Raw genomic sequence first — 23,689 nt, 5'->3', positions numbered from 1 at the left:
CAATGCAGGCAGATTGTGTATCCGAAGCCGGACGGCAAGCTGACGTTCGACCGGCTTTCGTCAGTGTTCATCTCGAACACGAATCACGAAGAGAACCAGCCGGCGCATCTGACGCTGAAAGATCCGACGGTTCCGGTGAGAGTGAACTGGCAGACGTATGCCGGTCCGGAAGCGCGTTATTGCCCGGCCGCAGTGTACGAATTCGTGAAGAACGACGACGGCGGCGAGCGGCTCGTGATCAACGCGCAGAACTGCGTGCACTGCAAGACCTGCGACATCAAGGACCCGACGCAGAACATCGTGTGGGTGACGCCGGAAGGCGGCGGTGGCCCGAATTATCCGAACATGTGACGCGGTATGTGTCCGGCCTTCGCCGTGCATTCGAATGATGCCTGCACGGTGAAGGCCGCGGAGCGCCCCACGAGTCGACACCACTCAGCCGCGCGCCAACTCCACGAGGCGCGCCCGCACGTGCGCCACGACCGGCGCCCAGACGCCCACCGCGGGCTGCCGGAACAATTCGATCGAATCGTACCAGGGCGTTGCCGCCGACTCGCCGCCCCAGAACCATGCCGATACGTGATCGATCATCAGACACGTCGGCAAGCCGAGCGCGCCGGCCAGATGGACCGGGCCGCTGTCGATCGTAACCAGCAGATCGAGATTCGCCAGCAACGCGGCAACGTCGTCGAATCCGGATTCGAAATGATGAGTGGGATCGATCACGTCGAACCCTTGCGCACGCCACCGCGCGACGGTCTCGTCACGCCCCGGCGACAACGCAAAACAGGTCACGCCCGGCACAGCCAATAACGGCTCCAACTGCTCGACGGACACCGAACGACGTGCGTCGCGGATATGGTCGGGGTTGCCGTTCCACACGAGCCCGACCTTGCGATTACCCGGCCTTTCCACGAGATAATCCTGCACGCGCCTTTGCCAGGTTTGCACACGCTGCAAGTCGGCGCCTAGATAAGGCGCGCCCCACCCCGTTGCATCGACAATGCCGAGGCGCAGCGGCAAGCTCATCAGCCCGCAATGAAAATCCGGCCGCGTGTCGAGGCTGGTTTCGAGCGGCAAATCCGCGGGCAGCGTCCGTTCGAACAAATGCCGCAGTGGCCCGTCGTGGCCGAAAATCACCCGACCGCCTTCGCGCCGCGCACGCTCGGCAAGCATGGGCAGAAAGCGCACCGCCCACAGACAATCGCCGTTGCCCTGCTCGCCGTAGACAACGAGCGTCTTGCCTGCAAGCGACTCGCCTTGCCAGGGCGCGCTGATCGCCGCGAGCGCCTGTTGCGCGTCATTCAGATTGCCGGCAAACACGATGCGCGACTCGTAATGCGCCCAGCCTTCCGCGAAACGCGCGCTGCGAATTTCGAGTTCGGAGAGATCGAACAACGCATGCGCGTTATCCGGCGATAACTCCAGCACCTGACGCAGCAACGCCTCGGCTTCACCAAAACGCGCCTGCTCCTTGATGCACAACGCCAGCTTGTGAAGCGCCACGGGATTGCCCGGCACGACGCGCACCGCTTCGCGCAGCAACTGCTCGGCGGTTGCGAAGTCGTTGCGATGTTGCACGGCTGCCGCGCGCCAGATGAGCGCGTTGGCATCGGCGGAACTGTGGGAGAGGAGCAGCGCGGTGGCGGATTCGACGAGTTGCCAGTCACGCACGACAAACGCTGTTTGCGCAATCGTGTGAAGCAACGCCGGGGCGCACGACGAATCGAGTTGATAAGCGCGCACGAGCGCCGCGAGCGCTTCGCGCAACAGCGCTTTGTCGCGCCCGGCCTGTTGCAGCAACGTTTGGCCGAACGCGAAGCAGTCGCGCGCGGTGGCGACCGGCGACGCCGCGCGTGCGCGCAACACCTGCAGCGCGCCTTCCACGGGCTGAGCGTTTAACTCATTCATGACACTCATGACGAAAGGACCGCCTCGCGAGTACGGCGTCAAAGACGTGCGAAAAACGCGCGCTTAGCTTAAGGCGCGCTCGCCGCGATCTTCGGCGTGCTCACGGAGACATCGCCGCATTGGCCGCGATGTCGCAACGCGTGATCGATCAACACGAGCGCAAGCATGGATTCGGCGATCGGCGTGGCGCGGATGCCCACGCACGGATCATGGCGCCCGAACGTTTCGACGACGGCAGGCTGCCCCGCTTTGTCGATCGAGCGGCGCGGCGTGCGAATGCTGGAAGTCGGCTTGATGGCAATCGACACCGTAATGTCCTGACCGGTGGAAATGCCGCCGAGCACACCACCCGCGTGATTGCCGACAAAACCCTCAGGCGTGAGTTCGTCGCCATGCACGGAACCGCGCTGCGCGACGCTCGCGAAGCCTGCGCCGATCTCCACGCCCTTCACCGCGTTGATGCCCATCATGGCGTGCGCGATGTCCGCGTCGAGCCGGTCGAACAGCGGCTCGCCGAGGCCGACCGGCACGCCCGAAGCCACGACGTTGATGCGCGCGCCGATCGAGTCGCCGTCTTTGCGCAGCCCGTCCATGAACGCTTCGAGTTGGGGCACGATCTCCGCGTTCGGCACGAAAAACGGGTTTTCGCGCACATGCGCCCAGTCGACGAACGGCACGTCGATCTCGCCGAGCGCGGCCATGTAGCCGCGAATTTCGGTGCCGAATTTCTCGCGCAGCCATTTCTTCGCCACCGCGCCGGCCGCCACCGTGGGGGCCGTCAAACGCGCCGACGAGCGGCCGCCGCCGCGATAGTCGCGAATGCCGTATTTGTGCCAGTAGGTGTAATCGGCGTGGCCCGGACGGAAGGTCTCGGCGATGTTGCCGTAGTCCTTGCTGCGCTGGTCCGTGTTGCGGATCAGGAGCGCGATGGGCGCGCCGGTGGTGTGCCCTTCGAACACGCCCGACAGAATCTCGACCTTGTCCTCTTCCTGACGCTGTGTGACGTGGCGCGACGTGCCGGGCTTGCGGCGGTCGAGTTCGAGCTGGATGTCGGCCTCGTTGAGCGCCATGCCCGGCGGGCAGCCGTCGATCACACAGCCGATAGCCGGCCCATGCGATTCGCCGAAGGTCGTAACAGTGAAAAGCGTACCGAGCGTGTTGCCGGACATGAGCGTCGTCCAAAGGAATGCGGGGAAGCCGCTATTATGCCAGCCCCGCCGCTGCCCGAGCCCGCGCCGGATGCAGCCCTATGACTTCAGGACAAGGCTTTGCGCTACTTTCGCGCCCCGCGCAACTCCGCGACGGCCTGCTGAAGCAACTCGGGCGTGGCGAGCGCCGGCTCGATCGGCTCGCCTACCGCGAGCGTCAGCCGGCTCATCACGCCCTTTTGCACCGGCCGTGGCCAGCGGGCGTCGTTGCCGCGCGAAAACACGCTGCCCCACAAGCCGCGCAGCGCCATCGGAATGACGGGCGCGGGCGTGCGCCCGACAATCTCCGCGACGCCGTGACGAAACGGATTCATCTCGCCGGTCCGGGTGAGCTTGCCCTCGGGAAAAATGCACACCAGCTCGCCCTCGGCCAGCGCCTGCGCGCAGCGCTCGTAAGCGCGCGCGAGCAACTGCGCGTCCTGATGCGCCGGCGCGATCGGTATCGCCTTCGCGTGACGGAACACCCAGCCGGCCAGCGGCATCCTGAAGATCTGGTGATCCATCACGAAACGAATGGGCCGCGGGCTCTCGGCCATGATCACGACCGCATCCACGAAGCTCACGTGATTGCACACGAGCACGGCCGCGCCCTCTTCCGGAATCCGCTCCGCGTGCACGAGGCGAATCCGGTAGAACGTGTGCACCAGCACCCACGCAACGAAGCGCAGCAGGAACTCGGGCACCAGCGAATAGATGTAGGTCGCCACCAGAATGTTCAGCAGCGCCGTCACGAGAAAAATGGCCGGAATGCTGAAGCCCGCCGCGGTCAGGCCGACCGCCATCAGCGACGAGACGATCATGAACAGCGAATTCAGAATATTGTTCGCGGCGATGATGCGCGCGCGGTGGCTCGGCTGACTGCGGCTTTGAATCAGCGCATAGAGCGGCACGCTGTAGAAACCGCCGAACATGGCGAGCAGGAACAGATCGGCCAGCACGCGCCAATGCGCGGCGCGCGCGAGAAATTCGCCGACGCTCAGCAAATGCCCCGCCGACGGCAACGCGTGGCTCGCGAAAAAAAGGTCGATGCCGAACACGCTCATGCCGATCGAGCCGAGCGGCACGAGGCCGATTTCGATGCGCCGCTTCGATAGCTTCTCGCATAGCAGGGAACCGAGGCCGATGCCGACCGAGAAGGTGCCGAGCAGAACCGTCACGACGTCTGGATTCGCCGACAGCACGTCTTTCGCGAAGCTGAAGAACGACGACAGAAACGTCGCGCCCACGAACCACAGCCACGAAATGCCGAGAAGGCTCAGAAACACGGTGCGATTTTCGCGCGCGAGCTTGAGGTTTTGCCACGTTTCGCTGACCGGATTCCAGTTGATGCGTAAATCCGGCTGCGCGGCCGGCGTGACGGGCACGAAGCTCGACACGCCGCGCCCCGCGAGCGCGATCGCGACGCACGCGCAGGCCAGCACCAACGCGCCATGTTCGACGAAGCCCGCACTCGCGCCGCCGACGATCGTGCCGATCAGGATCGCGACGAAGGTGCCCATCTCGACCATGCCGTTGCCGCCCACGAGTTCCTGATTCGTCAGGTGCTGCGGCAGATACGAGTACTTGACCGGCCCGAACACGGTGGAATGAACGCCCATCAGAAACGTGCACAGATACAGGAGCGGCGCGCTGTGTAGCAGGAATCCCCCGCCGCCGATCAGCATCACGGCGATTTCGAAGCTTTTGACGAGCCGCGTGAGCATCGCCTTGTCGTATTTGTCGGCAATCTGGCCGGACGTGGCCGAGAACAGCACGAAGGGCAGGATGAACACAGCGGAGATCAGGAATGCCGCGGTTTTCGGATCGACGCCCGAAAAGCGCGCCGCCTGATAGGTGACGAGCGACGTGAAGCCGATCTTGAAGACGTTGTCGTTCATCGCGCCGAGGAACTGCGTCCAGAAAAACGGCGCGAAGCGGCGCTCGCCGAGCAGCTTGAACTGCGATTCGTGCGCGCCATGCTTGCGGGCGGCGCGAGCGGCGGCGGGCAAGGGAGACGATGGAGGCGTCGGAGGCAGCGGGCGATGACTCATGAAGTTCGGCAAACAGGATGAAAATCAGGAGCGAAGCGCTCCGGAACACCGCACCGGTGGACACAAAAAAAGCGCGCGCTTTCGCGCACGCCTTGACTGGATGTTTCGCTTCCGGCCGCCGGGCATCGCGGCGAACTCATGTGGCCAACTGTGAGCACATAGCGCCACCTGAGCGGGCCGCCGCGGCCCGGCCGCTCATCAACGCGCCGGCTGCTGTTCCTGCTCTTCCGGCCAGTCGCGGATATACGCCTTGAGCATGCGGTTTTCAAAGCCTTGCTCTTCGACCACCGCCTTCGCGACGTCGTAAAAGGAGATCACGCCCATCAGCGTGCGGCTTTCCAGCACGGGCAAGTAACGCACGTGATGCTCGAGCATCATGCGGCGCACTTCGTTGACGTCCGTTTCGGGCGTACAGGTGAGCGGATGATCGTCCATGACCTTGCGGATGGTGGAGGCACCCACGCTGCCGCCGTTCGTCTTGAGGGTGAGAATGATCTCGCGAAATGTCAGCATGCCGACGAGATCGCCGTATTCCATCACGACGAGCGAGCCGATGTCGTGCTCGGCCATGGTGTTGACTGCGTCGTGCAGCGTGGCATCCGGCGTGACCGTGAAAAGGGTGTTGCCCTTGACTTTAAGAATGTCGCTGACTCGCATGATCTGTCTCCCGAAATACCCGCTAGGCATGTGATGCACCAATGATTTTCGATCCTATCGGAAAGACCCATAAAAGGAAAGCGGCCCGCCCATCAAGGCGCGGCGGGCTTGCGCCGGGGCGAAACGCGCCGCGCGCGATGCACGGTCATCGGGAAAACCGCGCTTGAAGCGCGTCATGCCGGTGATAGGATGGCCGCCACTTTCATCTTTCGCGAGGCCGTCCGTGGCCTCGCCACCCGCATGTCCGCCAACCGTTTCGATACGCTTGCGCTGCACGCCGGCGCCGCGCCCGACCCCGCCACCGGCGCACGGGCCACGCCGATCTACCAGACCACTTCCTTCTCGTTTCGCGACTCTGACCACGCCGCCGCGCTTTTCAATATGGAACGCGCCGGCCATGTGTATTCGCGCATTTCGAACCCGACTGTGGCGGTCTTCGAGGAGCGCGTCGCGGCGCTCGAAAACGGCGCGGGCGCGATTGGCACCGCGAGTGGCCAGGCGGCATTGCATCTGGCGATCGTCACGCTGATGGGCGCGGGCTCGCACATCATCGCATCCAGCGCGCTTTACGGCGGCTCCCATAATCTGCTGCATTACACGTTGCGGCGCTTCGGCATCGAGACGACCTTCGTCAAACCGGGCGACCTCGACGCATGGCGCGCGGCGTTGCGCCCCAACACGCGCCTTCTGTTCGGCGAAACGCTCGGCAATCCGGGCCTCGACGTGCTCGACATCGCCGCCGTCGCGCAGATCGCCCACGAGCACCGCGTGCCGCTTCTGGTCGATTCGACCTTTACCACGCCGTATCTGCTGAAACCGTTCGAACACGGCGCAGACCTCATCTATCACTCCGCGACCAAATTCCTGGGAGGACACGGCACGACGATCGGCGGCGTGCTGGTGGACGGCGGCACGTTCGACTTCGACGCCTCCGGGCGCTTCCCCGAATTCACCGAGCCTTACGACGGTTTTCACGGCATGGTTTTCAGCGAGGAAAGCACGGCCGCGCCGTTCCTCCTGCGCGCGCGCCGCGAGGGCTTGCGCGACTTCGGCGCGTGCCTGCATCCACAAGCCGCGTGGCAGCTTCTGCAAGGCATCGAAACCCTGCCTCTGCGGATGGAGCGGCATGTGGCCAACACGCGCCGCGTGGTCGAGTTCCTTGCCGGTCATGCCGCTGTCGAAGCCGTCGCGTATCCGGAACTGCCGAGCCATCCGGACCACGCGCTCGCGAAGCGCCTGCTGCCGCGCGGCGCAGGCGCCGTGTTCAGCTTCAATCTGCGCGGCGACCGGGCCGGCGGCCGCGCCTTCATCGAAGCGTTGTCGCTGTTCTCGCACCTCGCGAACGTCGGCGACGCGCGCTCGCTGGTGATCCATCCTGCTTCCACGACGCACTTTCGCATGGACGCCGCCGCGCTGGCCGCCGCGGGCATCGCCGAGGGCACCATTCGTCTGTCGATCGGTCTCGAAGACCCCGACGATCTGATCGACGACCTGAAGCGCGGCTTAAAGGCCGCGCAGAAAGCCGCGCAGCAAGCAGGTAACGCCGCCGCTCCCCAACCTCGCCCGGAGTCCGCATGATCCTGACCGTTCAAGGCAAACCGGCCTACGCCTACACCGGCGGCAAACCATTCGACGCCACGCTGCCGACCGCCGTGTTCGTCCACGGCGCGGAGCACGACCATAGCGTGTGGGCGCTGCAAACGCGCTACTTCGCGCATCACGGCTTCGGCGTGCTGGCCGTGGATCTGCCCGGACATTGCCGCAGCGCCGGCGCGGCGCTCACGAGCGTGCCGGCCATGGCGGACTGGCTCGCCGCCGTGCTCGATGCCGCGGGCGTGGAGCGCGCCTTCGTGGCCGGTCACAGCATGGGCTCGCTCGTCGCGCTGGACTTCGCCGGCCGTTATCCGCAGCGAACCACGCATCTGGCGCTGCTTGCAACCGCCTTGCCGATGACCGTCTCCGACGCGTTGCTGGAAGCCGCCCTGCACCGCGAGCCCGAAGCGATCGGCATGGTCAACCAATGGTCACACTCGACGCTCGCCGCGAAGCCTTCCTGCCCCGGTCCCGGCTTCTGGCTGCATGGCATGAACCAGCGGCTCATGGAGCGCGTGTCGGCACGCGGCGAACCGCATCTTTTCCACACCGATTTCACCGCGTGCAACACGTACGCCGACGGCCTCGCCCGGGCCGCGCAGATTCGCTGCGCGACACGCCTGATTGTCGGCCGGCGCGACGCGATGACGCCGCCGCGCGCCGCGAAGGCGCTGGGCGACGCGCTCACGCAAGCGGGCGCGGCGCTCGACACTGTCACACTGGACGCCGGCCACGCGCTGATGACCGAGCAGCCCGACGCCACGCTCGACGCGCTGTTCAGCTTCGCATGCAGGCCGCCTCGCGAGAACGCCAGCCGCGCGGCCGCTATTTAGAGCCGGTTCAAGCAGACTGGAGCCGCCACGATAGAGGCAATGAAACCTTCGCGCCATCGTCCGAATGGCCAGGTTGCGCACGGCACACGATAGCCGGACAATGAATCGAGCCTGTCCTTTTCGAGCGTCGCCGGCATGCAGGCGCGACGCGAAAAACCAGTTCGCAGCGACGGGCGCGAAATCGATACGCGTCGCAATCCGGAGGCCGTTATGGCTCATACCGCGCACACCGATCACTTCGCGAATTTCGCGGAGTTTTATCCGTACTATCTGAGCGAGCATCGCAACCTGGTCTCGCGGCGGCTGCACTTCGTGGGGTCGCTGGGGGTTATCGGCTGTCTCGCCATGGCGCTCGCCACCGGCGACTGGCTATGGCTTCCGGCCGCCGCGATCTGCGGATACGGCTTTGCCTGGGTCGGACATTTCTTTTTCGAGAAGAACCGGCCGGCAACCTTCCGTCATCCGCTTTACAGCCTGATGGGCGACTGGATGATGTTCAAGGACATCTGCATCGGCAAGATCTCCTTGTAGCGGCGCACCGAAGCGCCGCCCTGCGCGGCGCCTAGGCCGCCTGGTGCGGCATGGAAGACGCGCCGCGCTCGTTCTGCCCGGCGTAGGCTGCGCGTGCGGCGGCGCGGGCCGCGAGAAGCGCCGCGAGCGTCACCTTGAGTTTGTCGTTGTCGAGCGCCGCGAGCAGCGTGCCGCCATCCACGCGAGTGGACGCGAGTTGCAACTGATATTCGAGTTCCGCGCGATCCATCACGAACAGATCGAACAGACGCTCCACTGTGACCTGTGCGGGATTCGCCAGCAGCAGATAATGCGGACGCAAGCCGTCTTCCTGCAGCTGCACGATCCACTCCAGCTGTTCGAGCTTTTGCAGCAGGTTGATCGTGGTGTCCATATCGCGGCGAAGCATGCGCGAAAGCTCCGGAACCGTATAGCCGCGCTTGCCGGCCTCGCGCGCTTCGGAAAGCCGTGCGAGCAATTCGAGCGAATCGAACAGATTGCTGCCCTCGAAGGTGGGGCGATGAAACTGGCCGATCCGGATCGCCGGCAACGCAGAGGCGATCATCGCGCCCGCCAGCGTGATGAACCAGCACAGGTACATCCACAGCAGGAACAGCGGCACCGCCGCGAACGCGCCGTACACCGCCGTGTACGTGGGAATGCGGCGCACGTAATAGCCGAAGCCGCGCTTGGCGAGTTCGAATGCGATAGCCGCCGTGACGCCGCCTATCACCGCGTCGCGCCATTCCACCCGGCAGTTCGGCAGATACACGTAGAGAATCGTGAAGGCGAGCGCCGTCAACGGCAACGCGGTGCCCGCGAGCGCCCATTCGATGACCGGCGTCATGCGCTGTGCAGCGCTGAACGTCATGGACTGCGTAAACAGATACGACGAGATCGACAGGCTCACGCCAATCAGAATCGGCCCGAGCGTGATGATCGCCCAGTACACGAGGATGCGCTGCGCGATAGGCCGCGCCTTGCGCACGCGCCAGAGCACATTGAAGGCGGACTCGACGGTCATCATGGTCATCACCGCCGTGAGAAACAGCAGCACCATGCCGATGGTGGTCAGCCCCTTCGCCTTCGACGCGAACTGATTCAGATACTTGAAGATCTGGTCGTTCAGCTGCGCGGGCATCAGGTGGTCGGCGAGAAAGGCCTGCAGCGACTCCTGGAACGACGCGAACAGCGGAAACGCCGTGAACAGCGCAAACGCGACGGTGGCGAGCGGCACCAGCGCGAGCATGGTGGTGAACGTAAGGCTGCCGGCCACCTGCGGAATACGGTCTTCGCTGCTGCGCTGCGCGGCGAACTGCGCGAGCCGCTTGAGCGTGTCGAGATCGAAACGCACCCTGGACAACAAAACCTGCCTCCTTGCTTCGTCAAACGTGTTTCAGGACCGCATGGCAGAACCGTCGTTGTACCTGATGCGAGGCCTGGCCGAATGGCTATGAATGGCCGCGAACGGCCTGTGCGGCGGACCCAAGCCCTATAATACCCGTTCACCGATGAGGCCTATGAAAGACATTCTCGTGCTCTACTACAGCCGTCACGGCGCCACGCGTGAACTCGCGCTGGCGATCGCGCACGGCGTCGACAGCGTCCCCGGCGTGCAGGCGCGCGTGCGCACCGTGCCGGCGGTTTCGACCGTCTGCGAAGCGACCCAGCCGGACATTCCCGCCGAAGGACCGCCCTACGTCGAATTGCGCGATCTCGAAGAATGCGCCGGCCTCGCGCTCGGGTCGCCAACCCGCTTCGGCAACATGGCCGCGTCGCTCAAATATTTCCTCGACGGCAGCACGCCGCAGTGGCTTTCCGGCGCGCTCGCGGGCAAGCCGGCCTGTGTGTTCACTTCCACCGGCAGTCTGCATGGCGGCCAGGAATCCACGCTGCTTTCCATGATGCTGCCGCTGCTTCATCACGGCATGCTGATCGTCGGCATCCCGTACACGGAGAGCGCGTTGAGCACCACGCAAACCGGCGGCACGCCGTACGGCGCGTCGCATTTCGCGCGCGCCGGCACGGCCGGCCACGGCATCTCCGCCGAAGAAAAAACGCTCGCCGTCGCGCTGGGCGCACGCGTCGCGCGCACGGCGGCATCCATGAGCGAACGGCCGTGACGAAGAAGCCGGACATTCATTCGACCGCAAGCGACGCAGGCGCAAGCGAATCTCGCACGGAACCGCGCATTGAACGTAGCGCCGAAGCGCTCGTTCACGCAGTCGAGTCAAAGCGCGCAACGGCTGTGCCCGAGGCGCGGTCTGAGGCGCGCTCCACTCCATGCCCGGCATCGAAAAAAAACGGCGTGGCATCAGGCGCCACAGCCGCTCTCGTTGCGTTAATCGCGTTGTCGATCGCATGGGAATGGTGGCTCGCGCCGCTGCGCCCCGGCGGCTCGGCGCTCGTGCTGAAGGCCGTACCGCTCCTGCTGGCGCTGCCCGGCGTGTGGCGGCAGCGCCTCTATACGCTGCAATGGGCATCGATGCTGATCCTGCTGTACTTTGCCGAAGGTGTCGTGCGTGGCTGGAGCGACCGCGGTTTGAGCGCCCGGCTCGGCTGGCTCGAAGCTGCGCTCACCGCGCTCTTTTTCGTTTGCACGCTGGTCTACGTCGCGCCGTTCAAACGAGCGGCAAAGCGTGCGGCCAGGCGTGCGGCGAACCTGCATCGCGAACATCCTGGCACCGCGGACGTCTGAACTGACGCGTCCTACTTTCGTAGCCAACCCGCTGACCGATCGACATGACCCAAACCGCTTTCCTCGCTGCCTGCGGCGACGCCATCGGCTCCGCCCATGTGTTGACCGACGCGCACGACACCGCGCCCTATCTCACCGACTGGCGTCGCCGCTACACCGGCGCGGCCTGCGCGGTGCTCTGCCCGGCCACGCCCGCTGAAGTGGCGGCGCTCGTCAGGCTTGCCGTCGAGCACGGCATCGCTCTCGTGCCGCAAGGCGGCAACACCGGTCTCGCCGGCGGCGCCACGCCGGACGCGAGCGGCGCCCAGGCGGTCGTGAGCTTGCGGCGTCTGAATCGCGTGCGCGATATCGATCCGCACAACAACACGATCACGGTCGAAGCAGGCGTCATTCTGGCTGAAGTGCAAAAGCGCGCCGAAGAAGCGAGGCGCCTCTTCCCGCTGAGCCTCGCCGCCGAAGGCAGCTGCACGATCGGCGGCAATCTCGCGACGAACGCGGGCGGCACCGGCGTCCTGCGCTACGGCAACACGCGCGAACTGTGCCTCGGTCTCGAAGTGGTGACGCCGCAAGGCGAACTGTGGGACGGTCTGCGCGGGCTGCGCAAGGACAACACCGGCTACGATCTGCGCGATCTGTTCATCGGCGCGGAAGGCACGCTCGGCATCATCACCGCCGCCGTGCTGAAGCTGCATCCGCAGCCGGCCGCGCGCGTCACGGCGCTCGCGGCGCTCGCCTCGCCGCATGCCGCGCTCGACTTCCTGTCGCTCGCGCAAAGCGTCGCGGGGCCGCTGCTCACGGGCTTCGAATTAATGTCGGATTTCTGCCTGCGGCTCGTCGGCCAGCACTTCGAGCAGATGCGCTATCCGTTCGCCGAGCCGCATGCGCAAATCGTGCTGCTCGAATTGTCGGACAGCGAAAGCGAGGAACACGCGCGCGCGCTTTTCGAGCGTCTGATGGAAACCGCGCTCGAAGAAGACGTGGTGCAGGACGCGGTGGTCGCGGAAAGTCTCGCGCAGTCGCGGGCGTTCTGGAATCTGCGCGAACACATTCCGCTCGCGCAGGCGGAGGAAGGTCTGAACATCAAGCACGACATCGCGGTGCCGATCTCGCGCATCGGCCACTTCATCGAGGAAACGGATGCGGCGGTCGCGCAAGCGGCGCCGGGCGCGCGCATGGTGACGTTCGGCCATCTCGGCGACGGCAATCTGCACTACAACGTGCAGGCGCCCGAAGGTGTGGATGCCAAGGCGTTTCTCGCGCAATACCAGAATCCGATCAATCAGATCGTGTACGACAGCGTGCATCGGCATCGCGGCAGCATCAGCGCGGAACACGGCCTTGGCCAGCTGAAAATCGACGAGGCCATGCATTACAAGCAGGACGTCGAGGTGCACATGATGCGCGCGGTCAAACGTGCGCTCGATCCGCTGAACCTGATGAATCCGGGCAAAGTGCTACGCTGAAAGCTCAAGCTGGAGCATGCCATCCGCCCGCCGATGCCGGCCACTCGCAGGAGCCGTGTTCGTGAAAATTCGTGTGCTGTCCGATCTGCATCTGGAAAACGACGAGCCAGAAGTCATTCCGCATGCGCAAGCGGACCTGATCGTGCTCGCCGGGGACATCCACAATCACGCGGCGGGACCGCGCTGGGCCGCGCAGACTTTCGACGGCGCGGTGCCGGTGGTCTATGTGCCCGGCAATCACGAGTATTACGACGGTGAGTTCAGTGCGCTCGAAAGCGCGCTGCATGACGCGGCCGCGCAGGTCGACAACGTGCATGTGCTGAACAATGCCGCGCTTGTCGATCCGCAAGGCGGCTGGCGCGTGCTCGGCACGACGTTGTGGACGGACTTCGCGTTGTTCGGCGCCGACAGCGCCGCGCTGGAAGAATCAATGGAGGCGGCGCGGCGGGTCATGCTCGACTTCCGCGGGCTCATTCAGATGAACTGGCCGCACGACCCGCAAGACGGCGCGCGCGACTTTACGCCCGCCGATTCGCGCGCGCTGCATCGGCAAGCACGAACATGGCTCGAAGGCGAGCTGGCCAAACCCTTTGCGGGCAAGACGATCGTGGTGACGCATCACGCGCCGCACCGGCTGAGTCTGGCCGAGCGCTACGCGCAGGACCGCGTCTCCGCCGGCTTCGTCAATCACTTGCCGGAACTGGTGCGCGCGCCCGTCACGCTGTGGATTCATGGGCACACGCATACGCCCTTCGATTACACGGTGAACGGCACGCGGGTGGTGTGCAATCCGCGCGGCTACTTCGACCGGCGCAGCAGGCAGTGGGAAAATCCGCAGTTTGCGTGGGACAAGGTTGTCGAGATTTAAGGCTGACCGCTAAAGCCGGCCGCCAGAAAAGCCCCGCCGCCAGAACCCGCCCAGCAGAAGACTACCGGCCGCGCCGCTCGTTGCCGGCGTCAGGCCGCTCGATTTCGATCGGCGCGAGTTGCGGCTGCTGGTCGCGCAGACGCTGCAGCAGATCGCGCGATGCGGCAATGCCGATCAGTCCAAACATGACGGCCACGCCGATCATCAGATGCGTATCCATGAAACCCTCGTCTTTCAATGATTGCGATTGCCGAACCGGCCAGAGGAGCGCGGCGGCTTCAGCCGGCAGCGCATTACCGACACGGTAGCAAAACGATTCCGGCGCGGAAGTAAGGAAATGTTGCGGCGCGGCGTCGATGTAACAGGCCGCTACCAAACCGGCCTTCCGCAGGACCGCCTTCACACCGGCTCAAGTCCGCGCGAACTGCCGCAACTCCTGCTGATCCACCGCGAGCGTCGCCGGAAGCTCGTCGCGCAGATGTTCGATCCACGTGCGGATCTTGGCATCCAGATACTGGCGCGACGGATACAACGCATACAGATTCATTTCCTGCGAGGTATACCCCGGCAGCAGCCACACCAGCTCGCCACTACGCAAACCGCTAATCGCCGAATAGATAGGCAGCAGCCCGACGCCCATGCCGCTGCTCACCGCGACGGCCATCGCTTCGGCGACATTCACCTGGAACGTGGCGGCGCCGAGCGTGATGGTTTCCTCGCCGTTCGGGCCGTCGAAAGTCCATTTGTCGGGCGGAAACACCGGCGTGACCATTTGCAGACAGGTGTGGTTCGCGAGGTCGGCGGGCGTTTGCGGCACGCCGCGCTTTTCCAGATAAGCCGGCGACGCGCACGCAATGCTGAACGCGCTGGTCAGACGCTGCGACACCAGCCCCGAATCCGGCAAGCCGGTGGCGAGCGTGAGCGACACGTCGAAACCTTCGTCGAGCAGATCGGGCATGCGCTGCGCGAGCGTCAGTTCGATATGCACTTCGGGATAGCGCTCCTGATAACGGCCCACGGCAGGCACCACATAGTGCTGGCCGAAACTCGTCATGGCGTGCACTTTCAGTTTGCCCGACGGACGCGCGTGCGCGTCGCTCGCCTCGGCTTCGGCCTGATCGACATACGCGAGGATTTGCTCGCAGCGCTGCAAATAGCGCTCGCCTGCCTCGGTCAGCGCGATGCGGCGCGTGGTGCGATTCAACAGGCGCGTGCGCAAATGCGCTTCGAGGTCCGAGACCGCGCGCGACGCGTACGCGGTCGTCGTGTTCAGGTGCTGCGCGGCACCCGTGAAGCTGCCCGCTTCGACGACGCGGACAAAAACGCGCATGTTTTGAAGCGTATCCATCTCTTTTCCCCTGCCGATCCCGCGCTTTAGCGCTTACTGCGGTTTCATGCAACACCGTTGCGATTAATCGAGTGCGATTGTTACACGGTTCGCAAAGGCGATTATCTCACTGCGCGTAAAAATGCCTTGCACCTTTACCGGTTATTCCCCAATCAATCAAAAAATATAATTGCGACCTAGGTTCTATAGCCAATTTTGGAGGAAATCGTGCAGTCTCCGGTACCAAAAAGGATCGCCGCAGTCGCGTTTCTTACGATCCTATTAACAATTGCCGGCTGTGCAAGTACCGGAGGCATCGCACCGCAAGCCCGCGGCACCGACCCGGCGGCGCTCGACGCCGGCAACGCGATTCGCGCCGCCAATGCCGACGCGCAGTGGCCCGCCGCCGACTGGTGGCGCGTCTATCGCGATCCCCAGCTCGACGCGTGGATCGAAGCCGCTCAGGCGAACAACCCGTCGCTCGCGGCCGCGCAGGCGCGCGTGCGCGAAGCCATGTCAATGGCGGGCGTGGCGCGCGCCGCGCTGTCGCCGCAAGTGAGCGGCCATCTGTCGATCCAGCGCCAGCAATGGGCGGATAACCTCTACTACGGTCCCGGCCCGCTCGCGGGCGAGCAGTCGTGGAACAACACGGGCACGCTCGCGCTGTCGTATCACCTCGATTTATGGGGCAAGGACAAAAACGCCGCCGAGCGCGCACTCGACGCCGCGCACGCGAGCGCCGCCGATGCCCGCGCCGCCCAGCTCGAACTGCAAGCCAACGTGGTGCGCACGTACGTCGAGATGTCGCTCAATTACGCGCTGCTCGACATCGCCCGCGCCACCTTGCAGCAACAGCAGCAAATCGCCGACCTGGCCCATCGGCGGCTGAAAGGCGGCATTGGCACGCAGCTCGAAGTGAGCCAGGCCGAAACGCCGCTGCCCGAATACGAGCGGCAGATCGACGCGATCGAGGAAAAGATCGCGCTCGGCCGCAACCAGTTGGCGGCGCTCGCCGGCAAAGGCCCCGGCGCGGGCGACTCGATCCAGCGCCCAGTGCTGTCGCTCGGCGCGCCCGCCGGCCTGCCGAGCGCGTTGCCCGTGGAACTGCTCGGCCATCGGCCGGATGTGGTCGCGGCGCGCTGGACGGTGGCGGCCGAAGCGCGCGGCATCGACGTCGCGAAGGCCGGGTTCTATCCGGACATCGACCTGCTGGCGTCGATCGGCGGCTACGCGGCCATGGGGCCGCTTTTCCAGTTCCTGAAAAATCCGTCGCATAGCTGGAGCGCCGGTCCTGCGCTGTCGCTGCCGATCTTCGACGGCGGCCGGCTGCGCTCGCAGCTCGGCGCGGCGTCGGCCGGATACGACGAGGCGGTGGAACGCTACAACCAGTCGATCGTCGGCGCGCTGAAGGACATTTCGGATCAGGTGATTCGAATCCGCTCGCTCGCGACCCAGGCGCAGGACGCCGACCGATCGGTCGCCGCCGCTCGCAAGAATTACGATCTTTCGCGCGAGGGATATCGGCGCGGTCTGACGGACTATCTGAACGTTCTGACTGCGCAGAACCAGTTGCTGCACGCGCAGGAAGGCGTCGCGAAAATCCAGGCGGAACGGCTCGGCGCGCATGCGTCGCTGATGACTGCTTTGGGCGGCGGACTCGACGAGCCGGCCAACGGGCCGCCGGCGAACGAGACGCTGCCGGGCCATGGCCAGGGCAAGAACGCCGCCGCGTCAGCGGAACCGGCCAGCGCCGTCCGCCCAATTGCAGCCGAATGAGCAAGCCGACCATGTCAGCCTCCTCATCTTCCGCTGCGCGCCCCGCGTCATTCGCCGCCCGGTACGCGGCCGCCGCCGACTGGGCGCGCACCGACGGCCTCACGTGGATCTATCTGTTCAAGGCGCTCGCCGCCTGCTTCCTCGCGCTCGGCATCGCGATGAAGCTCGACCTGCCGCAGCCGCGCACCGCGATGACCACCGTCTTCATCGTGATGCAGCCGCAAAGCGGCATGGTGTTCGCGAAAAGTTTCTACCGGATTTGCGGCACGCTCGTCGGCCTCGTCGTGATGCTGGCGCTGATCGGGCTTTTCGCGCAGCAGCCGGAACTGTTCATCGTCACGACGGCGATCTGGGTCGGCATCTGCACCGCGGGCGCCGCGCGCAACCGCAACTTCCGCTCGTATGGCTTCGTGCTCGCCGGCTACACGGCCGCGCTGATCGGCATTCCGGCTTCGCAACATCCCGACGGCGCGTTTCTGAGCGCGCTCACGCGCGTCGCCGAAGTGGTGCTCGGAATCGTCTGCGCGGGCGCGGTGAGCGGCCTCGTGTTCCCGCAATTCGCAGGCTTGCAGATGCGCGGCACCGTGCGCGCGCGCTTTTCCGCATTCGTCGATTACGTGTCGGCGTCGCTCGCCGGTCGCAACGACCGCGCGCAGATCGAGGCGACCAATGCGCGCTTCGTCGCGGACATCGTCGGTTTCGAGGCGGCGCGCAGCGTCGCCGTGTTCGAAGGCCCCGATTCGCGCATGCGCGGCGGCCGTCTTGCGCGGCTGAACAGCGAGTTCATGACGGCATCGACGCGCTTTCACGCGCTGCATCAGTTGATGAACCGTCTGCGCAACGCCGGCACGCACAGCGCGAGGATCGCCGTCGACGCGCTCGAACCGTACTTCAAGGAAATCGCGCCCTTGCTCGCGAAATCCGGCGAGCCGGTGTTGAGCGCCGCCGACGCCGCCCACGCCGCCGCGCAACTCGACGCCTACAAAGCCGAATTGCCCCGCCGCGTGCGCGCGACGCGCGCCGCGCTCGAAGTGCATCCCGACGCGCCGCTGCTCGACTTCGACACGGGCGCCGAGCTGCTGTACCGCTTCATCGACGATCTGCATGCTTACGCGGCCACTTACGCGTCGCTCGCCGTCGACACGCACGAGCGCGAGCGCTGGATCGAACGCTACGAACCGAAGACGAATGCGATCGCGGCGGGCGTCGCCGGCTTGCGCGCGGCGCTCGTGATGAGCGTGCTCGGCGCGTTCTGGATCGCCACCGCGTGGCCGAGCGGCTCGACGCTGACGTTGAACGCGGCGGCGGTGTGCGCGCTGGCGTCGTCGTCGCCGGACCCGAAACGCACTGCGTTCCAGATGGCCGGCGGCACGCTCGCGGCCGCCGTGATGGGCATGCTCGCGGTGTACGGCGTGTTTCCGCACATCGACGGATTTCCGCTGCTGTGCGCGGCGCTCGCGCCGTTCCTGCTGCTCGGCGTGTTCATGACGACGCGGCCCGCGCTCGCCGGCTACGGCGTCGGCTACTGCATCTTTTTCTGCTTCCTCGCCGGGCCGGACAACGTGATTCATTACGACCCGAGCGCCTTTATCAACGACGCGCTGGCGCTCGTGCTGTCGATGCTCGTCTCGTCGATCGCGTTCGCCGTGCTGCTGCCGCCGTCCACCCCGTGGCTGCGCGACCGGCTGCTCGTGGACCTGCGCCGCCAGGTCGTGCTGGCGAGCCGCGCGCGCATGAGCCGTGTGCGCTCGCGCTTCGAGAGCGGCGCGCGCGATCTCATGTTCCAGATCAACGCGCTCGCCAAGGACGAACCTGCGCTCAGACGCGACACCTTGCGCTGGCTTTTCTCGGTGCTCGAAGTGGGCAACGCGGTAATCGATCTGCGCCGCGAAGTGGCGACGCTGCCCGCCGACGCGCGTTACGCGGACACGATGCCGTGGCGCGTGTCGCTGCGCGCGATGCGCGACGCGCTGATCGCGCTGTTCGAGCGGCCGCGCGAGGAGCGCCTCGACCGCGCGCTCGCCGCGACCGCCGACGCCATCGCCGCCGTTCAGTTGCTGCTCGCCGCCTTCGCGCCGCCGCGCGAGGAGCGCCACCGGTTGCAACGCATCCTGAGTCAATTGCATTTCATTCGTACCGCGCTGCTCGATCCGCAATCTCCGCTCGAACCGTTGATGAGCGCACGAGCCGGCGCGTCAGAAGGAGTTCGTCATGCCGCGTGACATTGCCGTTTTCGACGCCTACGTGCCCGCTATCGTGCTGCTGTTCATCGCGGGCGCCGCGATCACGTGGCTGCTCGATCGCGTGATCGCCCATACGGGCGTCTATCGCGTGGTGTGGCATCCGTCGCTGTTTCGGGCCAGCCTGCTCGTGTGTGTGTGCGGCGTGCTGGGTCTCGCCGTTTATCGTTGAATCAGAGTCGAAACATGACCATCCGAAATCTTGTTGGCTTCGTCGCGACAGCCATTATTTTTATCGTCGCGATCGTGCTGGGGCGCGTGCTGTGGGTTCACTACATGGACGAACCATGGACCCGCGACGGCCGCGTGCGCGCCGAGATCGTCAATGTCGCGCCGGACGTCTCGGGCGCCGTCGTCGAACTGCCGGTGAAAGACAATCAGTTGGTGAAAAAAGGCGATCTGCTGATGCAGATCGATCCGTCGCACTACGAGATCGCCGTCGAGCAGGCGCAGGCCGCCGTGGCCGCGCGCAAGGCCGAGTTGCAGATGAAGCGCGACGACGCGCAGCGGCGCGCGGATATGGATTCGCTCGTCGTGTCGAAAGAGAGCCGCGAGAATGCGACGCATACGGCGTCGGCCGCCGAGGCGTCGTATCAGCAGGCGCTCGCCGCGCTCGATGCCGCGAAGCTGAATCTCGCGCGCACGCGGGTCGTGTCGCCGGTGGACGGCTACGTCACGAACCTGAACGTGTTTCGCGGCGACTACGCGACGGCCGGCGCGGCGAAGCTCGCCATTGTCGACAGTCACTCGTTCTGGGTGTACGGCTATTTCGAGGAAACCAAGCTGCCGCACGTGCATATCGGCGACAAGGCCGAAGTGCGTCTGATGAGCGGCGGCACGCTGGAAGGCCACGTGGAGAGCATCTCGCGCGGCATCTACGATCGCGACAATCCGCAAAGCCGCGAGTTGCTCGCCGATGTGAACCCGACCTTCAACTGGGTCCGGCTCGCGCAGCGCGTGCCGGTGCGTGTGAGGATCGATTCGGTGCCCGACGGCGTGGTGCTGGCGGCGGGCATCACCTGCACGGTGGTCGTGAAGCAAAGCTGAGCGGCGCGCGCGGTTCGCCGCGCGCGCCTGAAGTTCAAGCCGTGCTGATCCTGAACTTATGCACCAACTGCTTCAGGCCATGCGCCTGATCGTCGAGTGAGCGCGCGGCGGCGGTTGCCTGCTCGACGAGCGCCGCGTTCTGCTGCGTGCCCGAATCCATCTGCGCGACCGCCAGATTGATCTCCTCGATGCCGGCGCTCTGTTCCGAAGAAGCCGCCGAAATTTCGCCCATGATGTCGGTCACGCGCTTCACGGCCTTGACGACTTCGTCCATGGTCTGACCGGCGTCCTGCGCGAGCGTCGAACCGTTGCTCACGCGCTCCACCGACGTGCTGATCAATCCCTTGATTTCCTTCGCGGCGGCGGCGCTGCGCTGCGCGAGGTTGCGCACCTCGGCGGCGACCACGGAAAAACCGCGGCCTTCCTCGCCGGCGCGCGCGGCCTCGACCGCCGCGTTCAGCGCGAGAATATTGGTCTGGAACGCGATTCCCTCGATCACGCCGATGATGTCGCCGATGCTGCGCGCGCTGTCGTTGATCTCGTTCATCGTCGCGACCACGCGGCTCACCACGTCGCCGCCCTTCTCGGCGATCTCCGACGCGTTGTTCGCCAGCGTGCTCGCCTGCTTCGCGTTATCGGCGTTCTGGCGAACCGTCGAGGTCAACTGCTCCATGCTGCTCGCGGTGCGTTCGAGCGCCATCGCCTGCTGCTCGGTGCGCTGCGACAGATCGAGGTTGCCCATCGAAATTTCGCCGGAAGCCATCGCAATCGCATCCGCGCTCGACGCGATGTCGGAGACAGTGGTCGCGAGACCGCTTTGCATGTCGGAGAGCGCGTACAGCACGCTCGACGAATCCTTGCGGCCCAGCGCGATCCGATTCGACAGATCGCCCGACGCGATCCGGCTGGCGATTTCCTTCGCGTACGCCGGCTCGCCGCCGAGCTGGCGCGCGAGGCGCCGCACCACCCATTCGCTGATGAAGGCGGCCAGCATGATCAGCCCGACCGTCGCCACCGCGAGCATCACGAACGACGAGTGGTAAATAAAGCCGGATGCCTCGATCGTGGCCTTGGCGGCCGTGCCGCGTTCGTCGACGAGTTGATCGACGAGCTTTTCGAGCTTGCCGGTTTCGACGAGCAGCGACACGTCCTGCGTGCCGACCTGCCAGTTCATTTGCGAAAGATCGAGCGGCTGCGCTTTCACGAGCGTCACGAAGTCACGCAGATGCGCGCTCCACGTCGTGACCGCGGCCGCGAATGTCTTCTGATGCTCGACGGCCTTCGCGTCGGACGTATCGACGTACTGTTGCAGCGTGCCGAGTTCGGTGGAAAGCCCGCTCAGGCCTTTGTCGATGTCGGCGCCGAGATCGTCGCGCTCTTTCGCGGTGGTCGCCGTCAGCAGCATTTTTTGCGCGCGGCTCGCCCGCAGCATGTGGCCGCGCGCTTCCTCGGCAGCGCGGCTCGCCACGTGGCCCTGATCGAAAATGGATTGCGCGGACGCATTCAGGCGGCTGATCTGCGCGAGAGAAAACACGCCGATGGCGAGCGTGCCGATCAGCAGCACGGCGAACGCGAGGCGCAACATCGTCTTGACCGTCAGCCCATTGAGCCTCGTGGCCCGCGAGCCGCCAGCCTTTTTACCCTGGCCGCCCTTTCCGTCTTTTCCCTGCGACGGCAAGGTGCCGGCCACCTCTCCATCCGCGACGAACCCCGCGCCCGTGCGGCCATTCAGCGAAACTGCTTTCATATTCCCCGTCCCCACATTTAGAACTGCCGCAAAGGTCTGTTCCGGCATTGCTTCTTTTTCTTTCCAGGTCTACGGCATTTGCGTGCGCGATCTTTAGCGGAATGGGAGAAACCCCGATCCTCCGCCAGCGCTTCGCCGCGCTGCCGTGCTGCCCGGTCCTCGGACGCGCCGCCTTGTGAGGGCGCATCTGGGGCCGATTTATACATGGCCAAAAATCCGCGAATTTTATTTATCGGGACGCTTGCGGCCGTCGCGATTTTCATGGCAGGCGCCCTGGTCACAGCACCGCAACGGTGCGCCCCGGACCGGTTGTTCGCTGTTTCCGTGTCTGATTCGCGACAAAACTTGTCCTTACATTTCGGTCAAGCCACATTACACTTAGACAAATTGCCAAAGCACCCGCGACGCGCGTCCAAATGCCGCAGTGACGAAATCCGCGATCGCACCCATGCAAACGGCCCGGAATTGCCCCTTCCCTTCTCTTTTCTCACAGCGTATGGACACCAGCCTCGATAAACGCGCACTTGCCAGCGCGCCAGCCGGACCCCACACCACCACCGCCACGAGCGCGAACGCCGCCGCCCAGCCAGCCGCGAAGGTGCAGCGCACGGTGTATTCCGTGCTCGGCGCGATCAGCTTTTCGCACCTGCTCAACGACATGATCCAGTCGTTGATTCTGGCCATTTATCCGATGCTCAAGGACAACTTCTCGTTGTCGTTCGGACAGATCGGCCTGATCACGCTGACTTATCAGATCACCGCGTCGCTGCTGCAACCGCTGGTCGGCATCTATACCGACAAGCATCCGAAGCCTTACTCGCTGCCCGTCGGCATGGGCTTCACGCTCACGGGCCTCGTGCTGATGTCGATGGCGCCAAATTTCAGCGTGCTGCTGGTGGCGGCGGCGCTGGTCGGCTGCGGGTCGTCGGTGTTTCACCCGGAGTCGTCGCGGGTCGCGCGCATGGCGTCGGGCGGCCGCCACGGCCTCGCGCAGTCGCTGTTCCAGGTCGGCGGCAACGCGGGTTCGTCGCTTGGGCCGCTGCTCGCCGCGCTGATCGTGATTCCGCACGGACAACGCAGCATCGCGTGGTTCTCGGTGGCGGCGCTCGTCGCGATCGTGGTGCTCACGCAGATTGGCCGCTGGTACAAGCAGCACCCGTCGGTGAAGAAAGCGCGCGGCCACGTGGCGCACGCGACGCTGTCGCGCAACCAGGTGATGTTCGCGATGGGCGTGCTGATCCTGCTCGTGTTTTCGAAGTACTTCTACCTCGCGAGCATCAACAGCTATTTCACGTTCTATCTGATCGACCGTTTCCATTTGCCGGTGCAGGCGGCGCAGGTTCATCTGTTCGTGTTCCTCGCGGCGGTGGCGGCGGGCACGGTGATCGGCGGCCCGGTCGGCGACCGGATCGGCCGCAAGTATGTGATCTGGGTGTCGATTCTCGGCGTCGCGCCTTTCACGCTGCTCCTGCCCTACGCGAACCTGTTCTGGACGGGGGTGCTGACGGTGATCATCGGCGTGGTGCTGGCTTCGGCGTTCTCCGCGATCCTCGTCTACGCGCAGGAGTTGATTCCGGGCAAGGTCGGCATGGTCGCGGGGCTTTTCTTCGGCTTCGCGTTCGGCATGGGCGGCATCGGCGCTGCGGTGCTCGGCGAACTGGCGGATGCCACGAGCATCGCGTACGTCTACAAGGTGTGCTCGTTCCTGCCGTTGCTCGGCGTGCTGACGGTGTTGCTTCCGGACGTCGAGGGCAAACGCGCGAAGGCTTGACGGCTTGTCT

At 65.1% G+C, this 23,689-nt stretch carries 22 protein-coding genes; 14 read left to right on the top strand and 8 right to left on the bottom strand.

Annotation, left to right across the window (positions count from 1 at the left end; all coding sequences use genetic code 11):
• Positions 1-351: 4Fe-4S dicluster domain-containing protein (locus VOM14_RS07630; protein WP_327628099.1), on the top strand; the 351-nt coding region annotated here is incomplete at its 5' end.
• A gap of 84 nt (positions 352-435) precedes the next feature.
• Here VOM14_RS07630 and VOM14_RS07625 read toward each other — a convergent pair.
• The 3 genes from VOM14_RS07625 to VOM14_RS07615 form a co-directional block, all read right to left on the bottom strand.
• The gene (locus VOM14_RS07625; protein ID WP_327628098.1) at positions 436-1,911 is read right to left on the bottom strand and encodes a tetratricopeptide repeat protein; all 1,476 of its coding nucleotides are present in this window, start codon (positions 1,909-1,911) and stop codon (positions 436-438) included.
• Between the two features lie 68 nt (positions 1,912-1,979).
• Positions 1,980-3,080 carry a chorismate synthase gene (gene aroC / locus VOM14_RS07620; RefSeq protein WP_327628097.1) on the bottom strand — a complete coding sequence of 367 codons (1,101 nt, stop codon included), beginning with the start codon at positions 3,078-3,080 and terminating at the stop codon, positions 1,980-1,982.
• 104 nt (positions 3,081-3,184) lie between these two features.
• Complete coding sequence (locus VOM14_RS07615) at positions 3,185-5,149, bottom strand: MFS transporter (RefSeq protein WP_327628096.1); 1,965 nt, start codon at positions 5,147-5,149, stop codon at positions 3,185-3,187.
• Between VOM14_RS07615 and VOM14_RS07610 the strand changes: the two genes are divergently transcribed.
• Positions 5,148-5,303: a hypothetical protein gene (locus tag VOM14_RS07610; RefSeq protein ID WP_327628095.1), complete on the top strand. Its 156-nt coding sequence runs from the start codon at positions 5,148-5,150 to the stop codon at positions 5,301-5,303. The two genes, VOM14_RS07615 and VOM14_RS07610, sit on opposite strands and share 2 nt — an antisense overlap.
• A gap of 44 nt (positions 5,304-5,347) precedes the next feature.
• On the opposite strand, the gene VOM14_RS07605 is transcribed toward VOM14_RS07610, so the two are convergent.
• Positions 5,348-5,806: a CBS domain-containing protein gene (locus tag VOM14_RS07605; protein WP_327628094.1), complete on the bottom strand. Its 459-nt coding sequence runs from the start codon at positions 5,804-5,806 to the stop codon at positions 5,348-5,350.
• A gap of 240 nt (positions 5,807-6,046) precedes the next feature.
• On the opposite strand from VOM14_RS07605, the gene VOM14_RS07600 reads away from it, so the two are divergent.
• From VOM14_RS07600 to VOM14_RS07590, 3 genes are all read left to right on the top strand, one after another.
• Positions 6,047-7,384, top strand: coding sequence for an O-acetylhomoserine aminocarboxypropyltransferase (locus tag VOM14_RS07600; RefSeq protein WP_327628128.1), 1,338 nt, complete (start codon positions 6,047-6,049; stop codon positions 7,382-7,384).
• The gene (locus VOM14_RS07595) at positions 7,381-8,232 is read left to right on the top strand and encodes an alpha/beta fold hydrolase (RefSeq protein WP_327628093.1); all 852 of its coding nucleotides are present in this window, start codon (positions 7,381-7,383) and stop codon (positions 8,230-8,232) included. Before VOM14_RS07600 ends, VOM14_RS07595 begins: the two co-directional genes overlap by 4 nt.
• 210 nt (positions 8,233-8,442) lie before the next feature.
• Positions 8,443-8,763: an Mpo1-like protein gene (locus VOM14_RS07590; protein WP_327628092.1), complete on the top strand. Its 321-nt coding sequence runs from the start codon at positions 8,443-8,445 to the stop codon at positions 8,761-8,763.
• A 31-nt stretch (positions 8,764-8,794) separates the two neighbouring features.
• Here VOM14_RS07590 and VOM14_RS07585 read toward each other — a convergent pair whose 3' ends face one another.
• On the bottom strand, positions 8,795-10,108 hold the full coding sequence (locus tag VOM14_RS07585) for a YihY family inner membrane protein (protein WP_327628091.1): 1,314 nt from the start codon (positions 10,106-10,108) through the stop codon (positions 8,795-8,797).
• A 154-nt stretch (positions 10,109-10,262) separates the two neighbouring features.
• Between VOM14_RS07585 and wrbA the strand changes: the two genes are divergently transcribed.
• The 4 genes from wrbA to VOM14_RS07565 all read left to right on the top strand — a co-directional run bounded on the left by wrbA (position 10,263) and on the right by VOM14_RS07565 (position 13,771).
• Positions 10,263-10,865, top strand: a complete 603-nt coding sequence (gene wrbA, locus VOM14_RS07580) for an NAD(P)H:quinone oxidoreductase (protein WP_327628090.1) — start codon at positions 10,263-10,265, stop codon at positions 10,863-10,865.
• A 185-nt stretch (positions 10,866-11,050) separates the two neighbouring features.
• Positions 11,051-11,440, top strand: coding sequence for a DUF2069 domain-containing protein (locus VOM14_RS07575; protein WP_327628089.1), 390 nt, complete (start codon positions 11,051-11,053; stop codon positions 11,438-11,440).
• Positions 11,441-11,484: 44 nt separating this feature from the next.
• Complete coding sequence (locus tag VOM14_RS07570; RefSeq protein ID WP_327628088.1) at positions 11,485-12,903, top strand: FAD-binding oxidoreductase; 1,419 nt, start codon at positions 11,485-11,487, stop codon at positions 12,901-12,903.
• A 61-nt stretch (positions 12,904-12,964) separates the two neighbouring features.
• The gene (locus VOM14_RS07565; protein ID WP_327628087.1) at positions 12,965-13,771 is read left to right on the top strand and encodes a metallophosphoesterase; all 807 of its coding nucleotides are present in this window, start codon (positions 12,965-12,967) and stop codon (positions 13,769-13,771) included.
• A 61-nt stretch (positions 13,772-13,832) separates the two neighbouring features.
• Here the strand turns inward: VOM14_RS07565 and VOM14_RS07560 are convergent, their stop codons facing one another.
• Together VOM14_RS07560 and VOM14_RS07555 are read right to left on the bottom strand one after the other, a co-directional pair.
• A complete protein-coding gene (locus tag VOM14_RS07560) occupies positions 13,833-13,991 on the bottom strand; it encodes a hypothetical protein (RefSeq protein ID WP_327628086.1) in 159 nt (52 codons plus the stop codon).
• 189 nt (positions 13,992-14,180) lie between these two features.
• Positions 14,181-15,119 (bottom strand): LysR family transcriptional regulator, encoded by a 939-nt coding sequence (locus tag VOM14_RS07555; protein ID WP_327628085.1) that lies wholly within the window; start codon positions 15,117-15,119, stop codon positions 14,181-14,183.
• 207 nt (positions 15,120-15,326) lie between these two features.
• On the opposite strand from VOM14_RS07555, the gene VOM14_RS07550 reads away from it, so the two are divergent.
• From VOM14_RS07550 to VOM14_RS07535, 4 genes are read left to right on the top strand one after another with little or no spacing between them, the layout of a single operon-like run.
• Positions 15,327-16,874 carry an efflux transporter outer membrane subunit gene (locus VOM14_RS07550; RefSeq protein WP_327628084.1) on the top strand — a complete coding sequence of 516 codons (1,548 nt, stop codon included), beginning with the start codon at positions 15,327-15,329 and terminating at the stop codon, positions 16,872-16,874.
• A gap of 11 nt (positions 16,875-16,885) precedes the next feature.
• Positions 16,886-19,096 carry an FUSC family protein gene (locus VOM14_RS07545; RefSeq protein WP_327628083.1) on the top strand — a complete coding sequence of 737 codons (2,211 nt, stop codon included), beginning with the start codon at positions 16,886-16,888 and terminating at the stop codon, positions 19,094-19,096.
• Positions 19,086-19,286, top strand: coding sequence for a DUF1656 domain-containing protein (locus VOM14_RS07540; RefSeq protein ID WP_327628082.1), 201 nt, complete (start codon positions 19,086-19,088; stop codon positions 19,284-19,286). The genes VOM14_RS07545 and VOM14_RS07540 overlap by 11 nt, the downstream gene beginning before the upstream one ends.
• 14 nt (positions 19,287-19,300) lie before the next feature.
• On the top strand, positions 19,301-20,161 hold the full coding sequence (locus tag VOM14_RS07535) for an HlyD family secretion protein (protein WP_327628081.1): 861 nt from the start codon (positions 19,301-19,303) through the stop codon (positions 20,159-20,161).
• Between the two features lie 34 nt (positions 20,162-20,195).
• Here VOM14_RS07535 and VOM14_RS07530 read toward each other — a convergent pair whose 3' ends face one another.
• Positions 20,196-21,908 carry a methyl-accepting chemotaxis protein gene (locus VOM14_RS07530; RefSeq protein ID WP_327628080.1) on the bottom strand — a complete coding sequence of 571 codons (1,713 nt, stop codon included), beginning with the start codon at positions 21,906-21,908 and terminating at the stop codon, positions 20,196-20,198.
• A gap of 496 nt (positions 21,909-22,404) precedes the next feature.
• Here VOM14_RS07530 and VOM14_RS07525 point away from each other — a divergent pair, with 496 nt between their 5' ends.
• Positions 22,405-23,679: an MFS transporter gene (locus VOM14_RS07525; protein WP_327628079.1), complete on the top strand. Its 1,275-nt coding sequence runs from the start codon at positions 22,405-22,407 to the stop codon at positions 23,677-23,679.
• Positions 23,680-23,689 lie beyond the last annotated feature (10 nt).

This window comes from Paraburkholderia sp. MPAMCS5, assembly GCF_036016995.1.
Taxonomy (GTDB): Bacteria; Pseudomonadota; Gammaproteobacteria; order Burkholderiales; family Burkholderiaceae; genus Paraburkholderia.
This window is presented reverse-complemented; position numbering and strand designations above follow the sequence as displayed.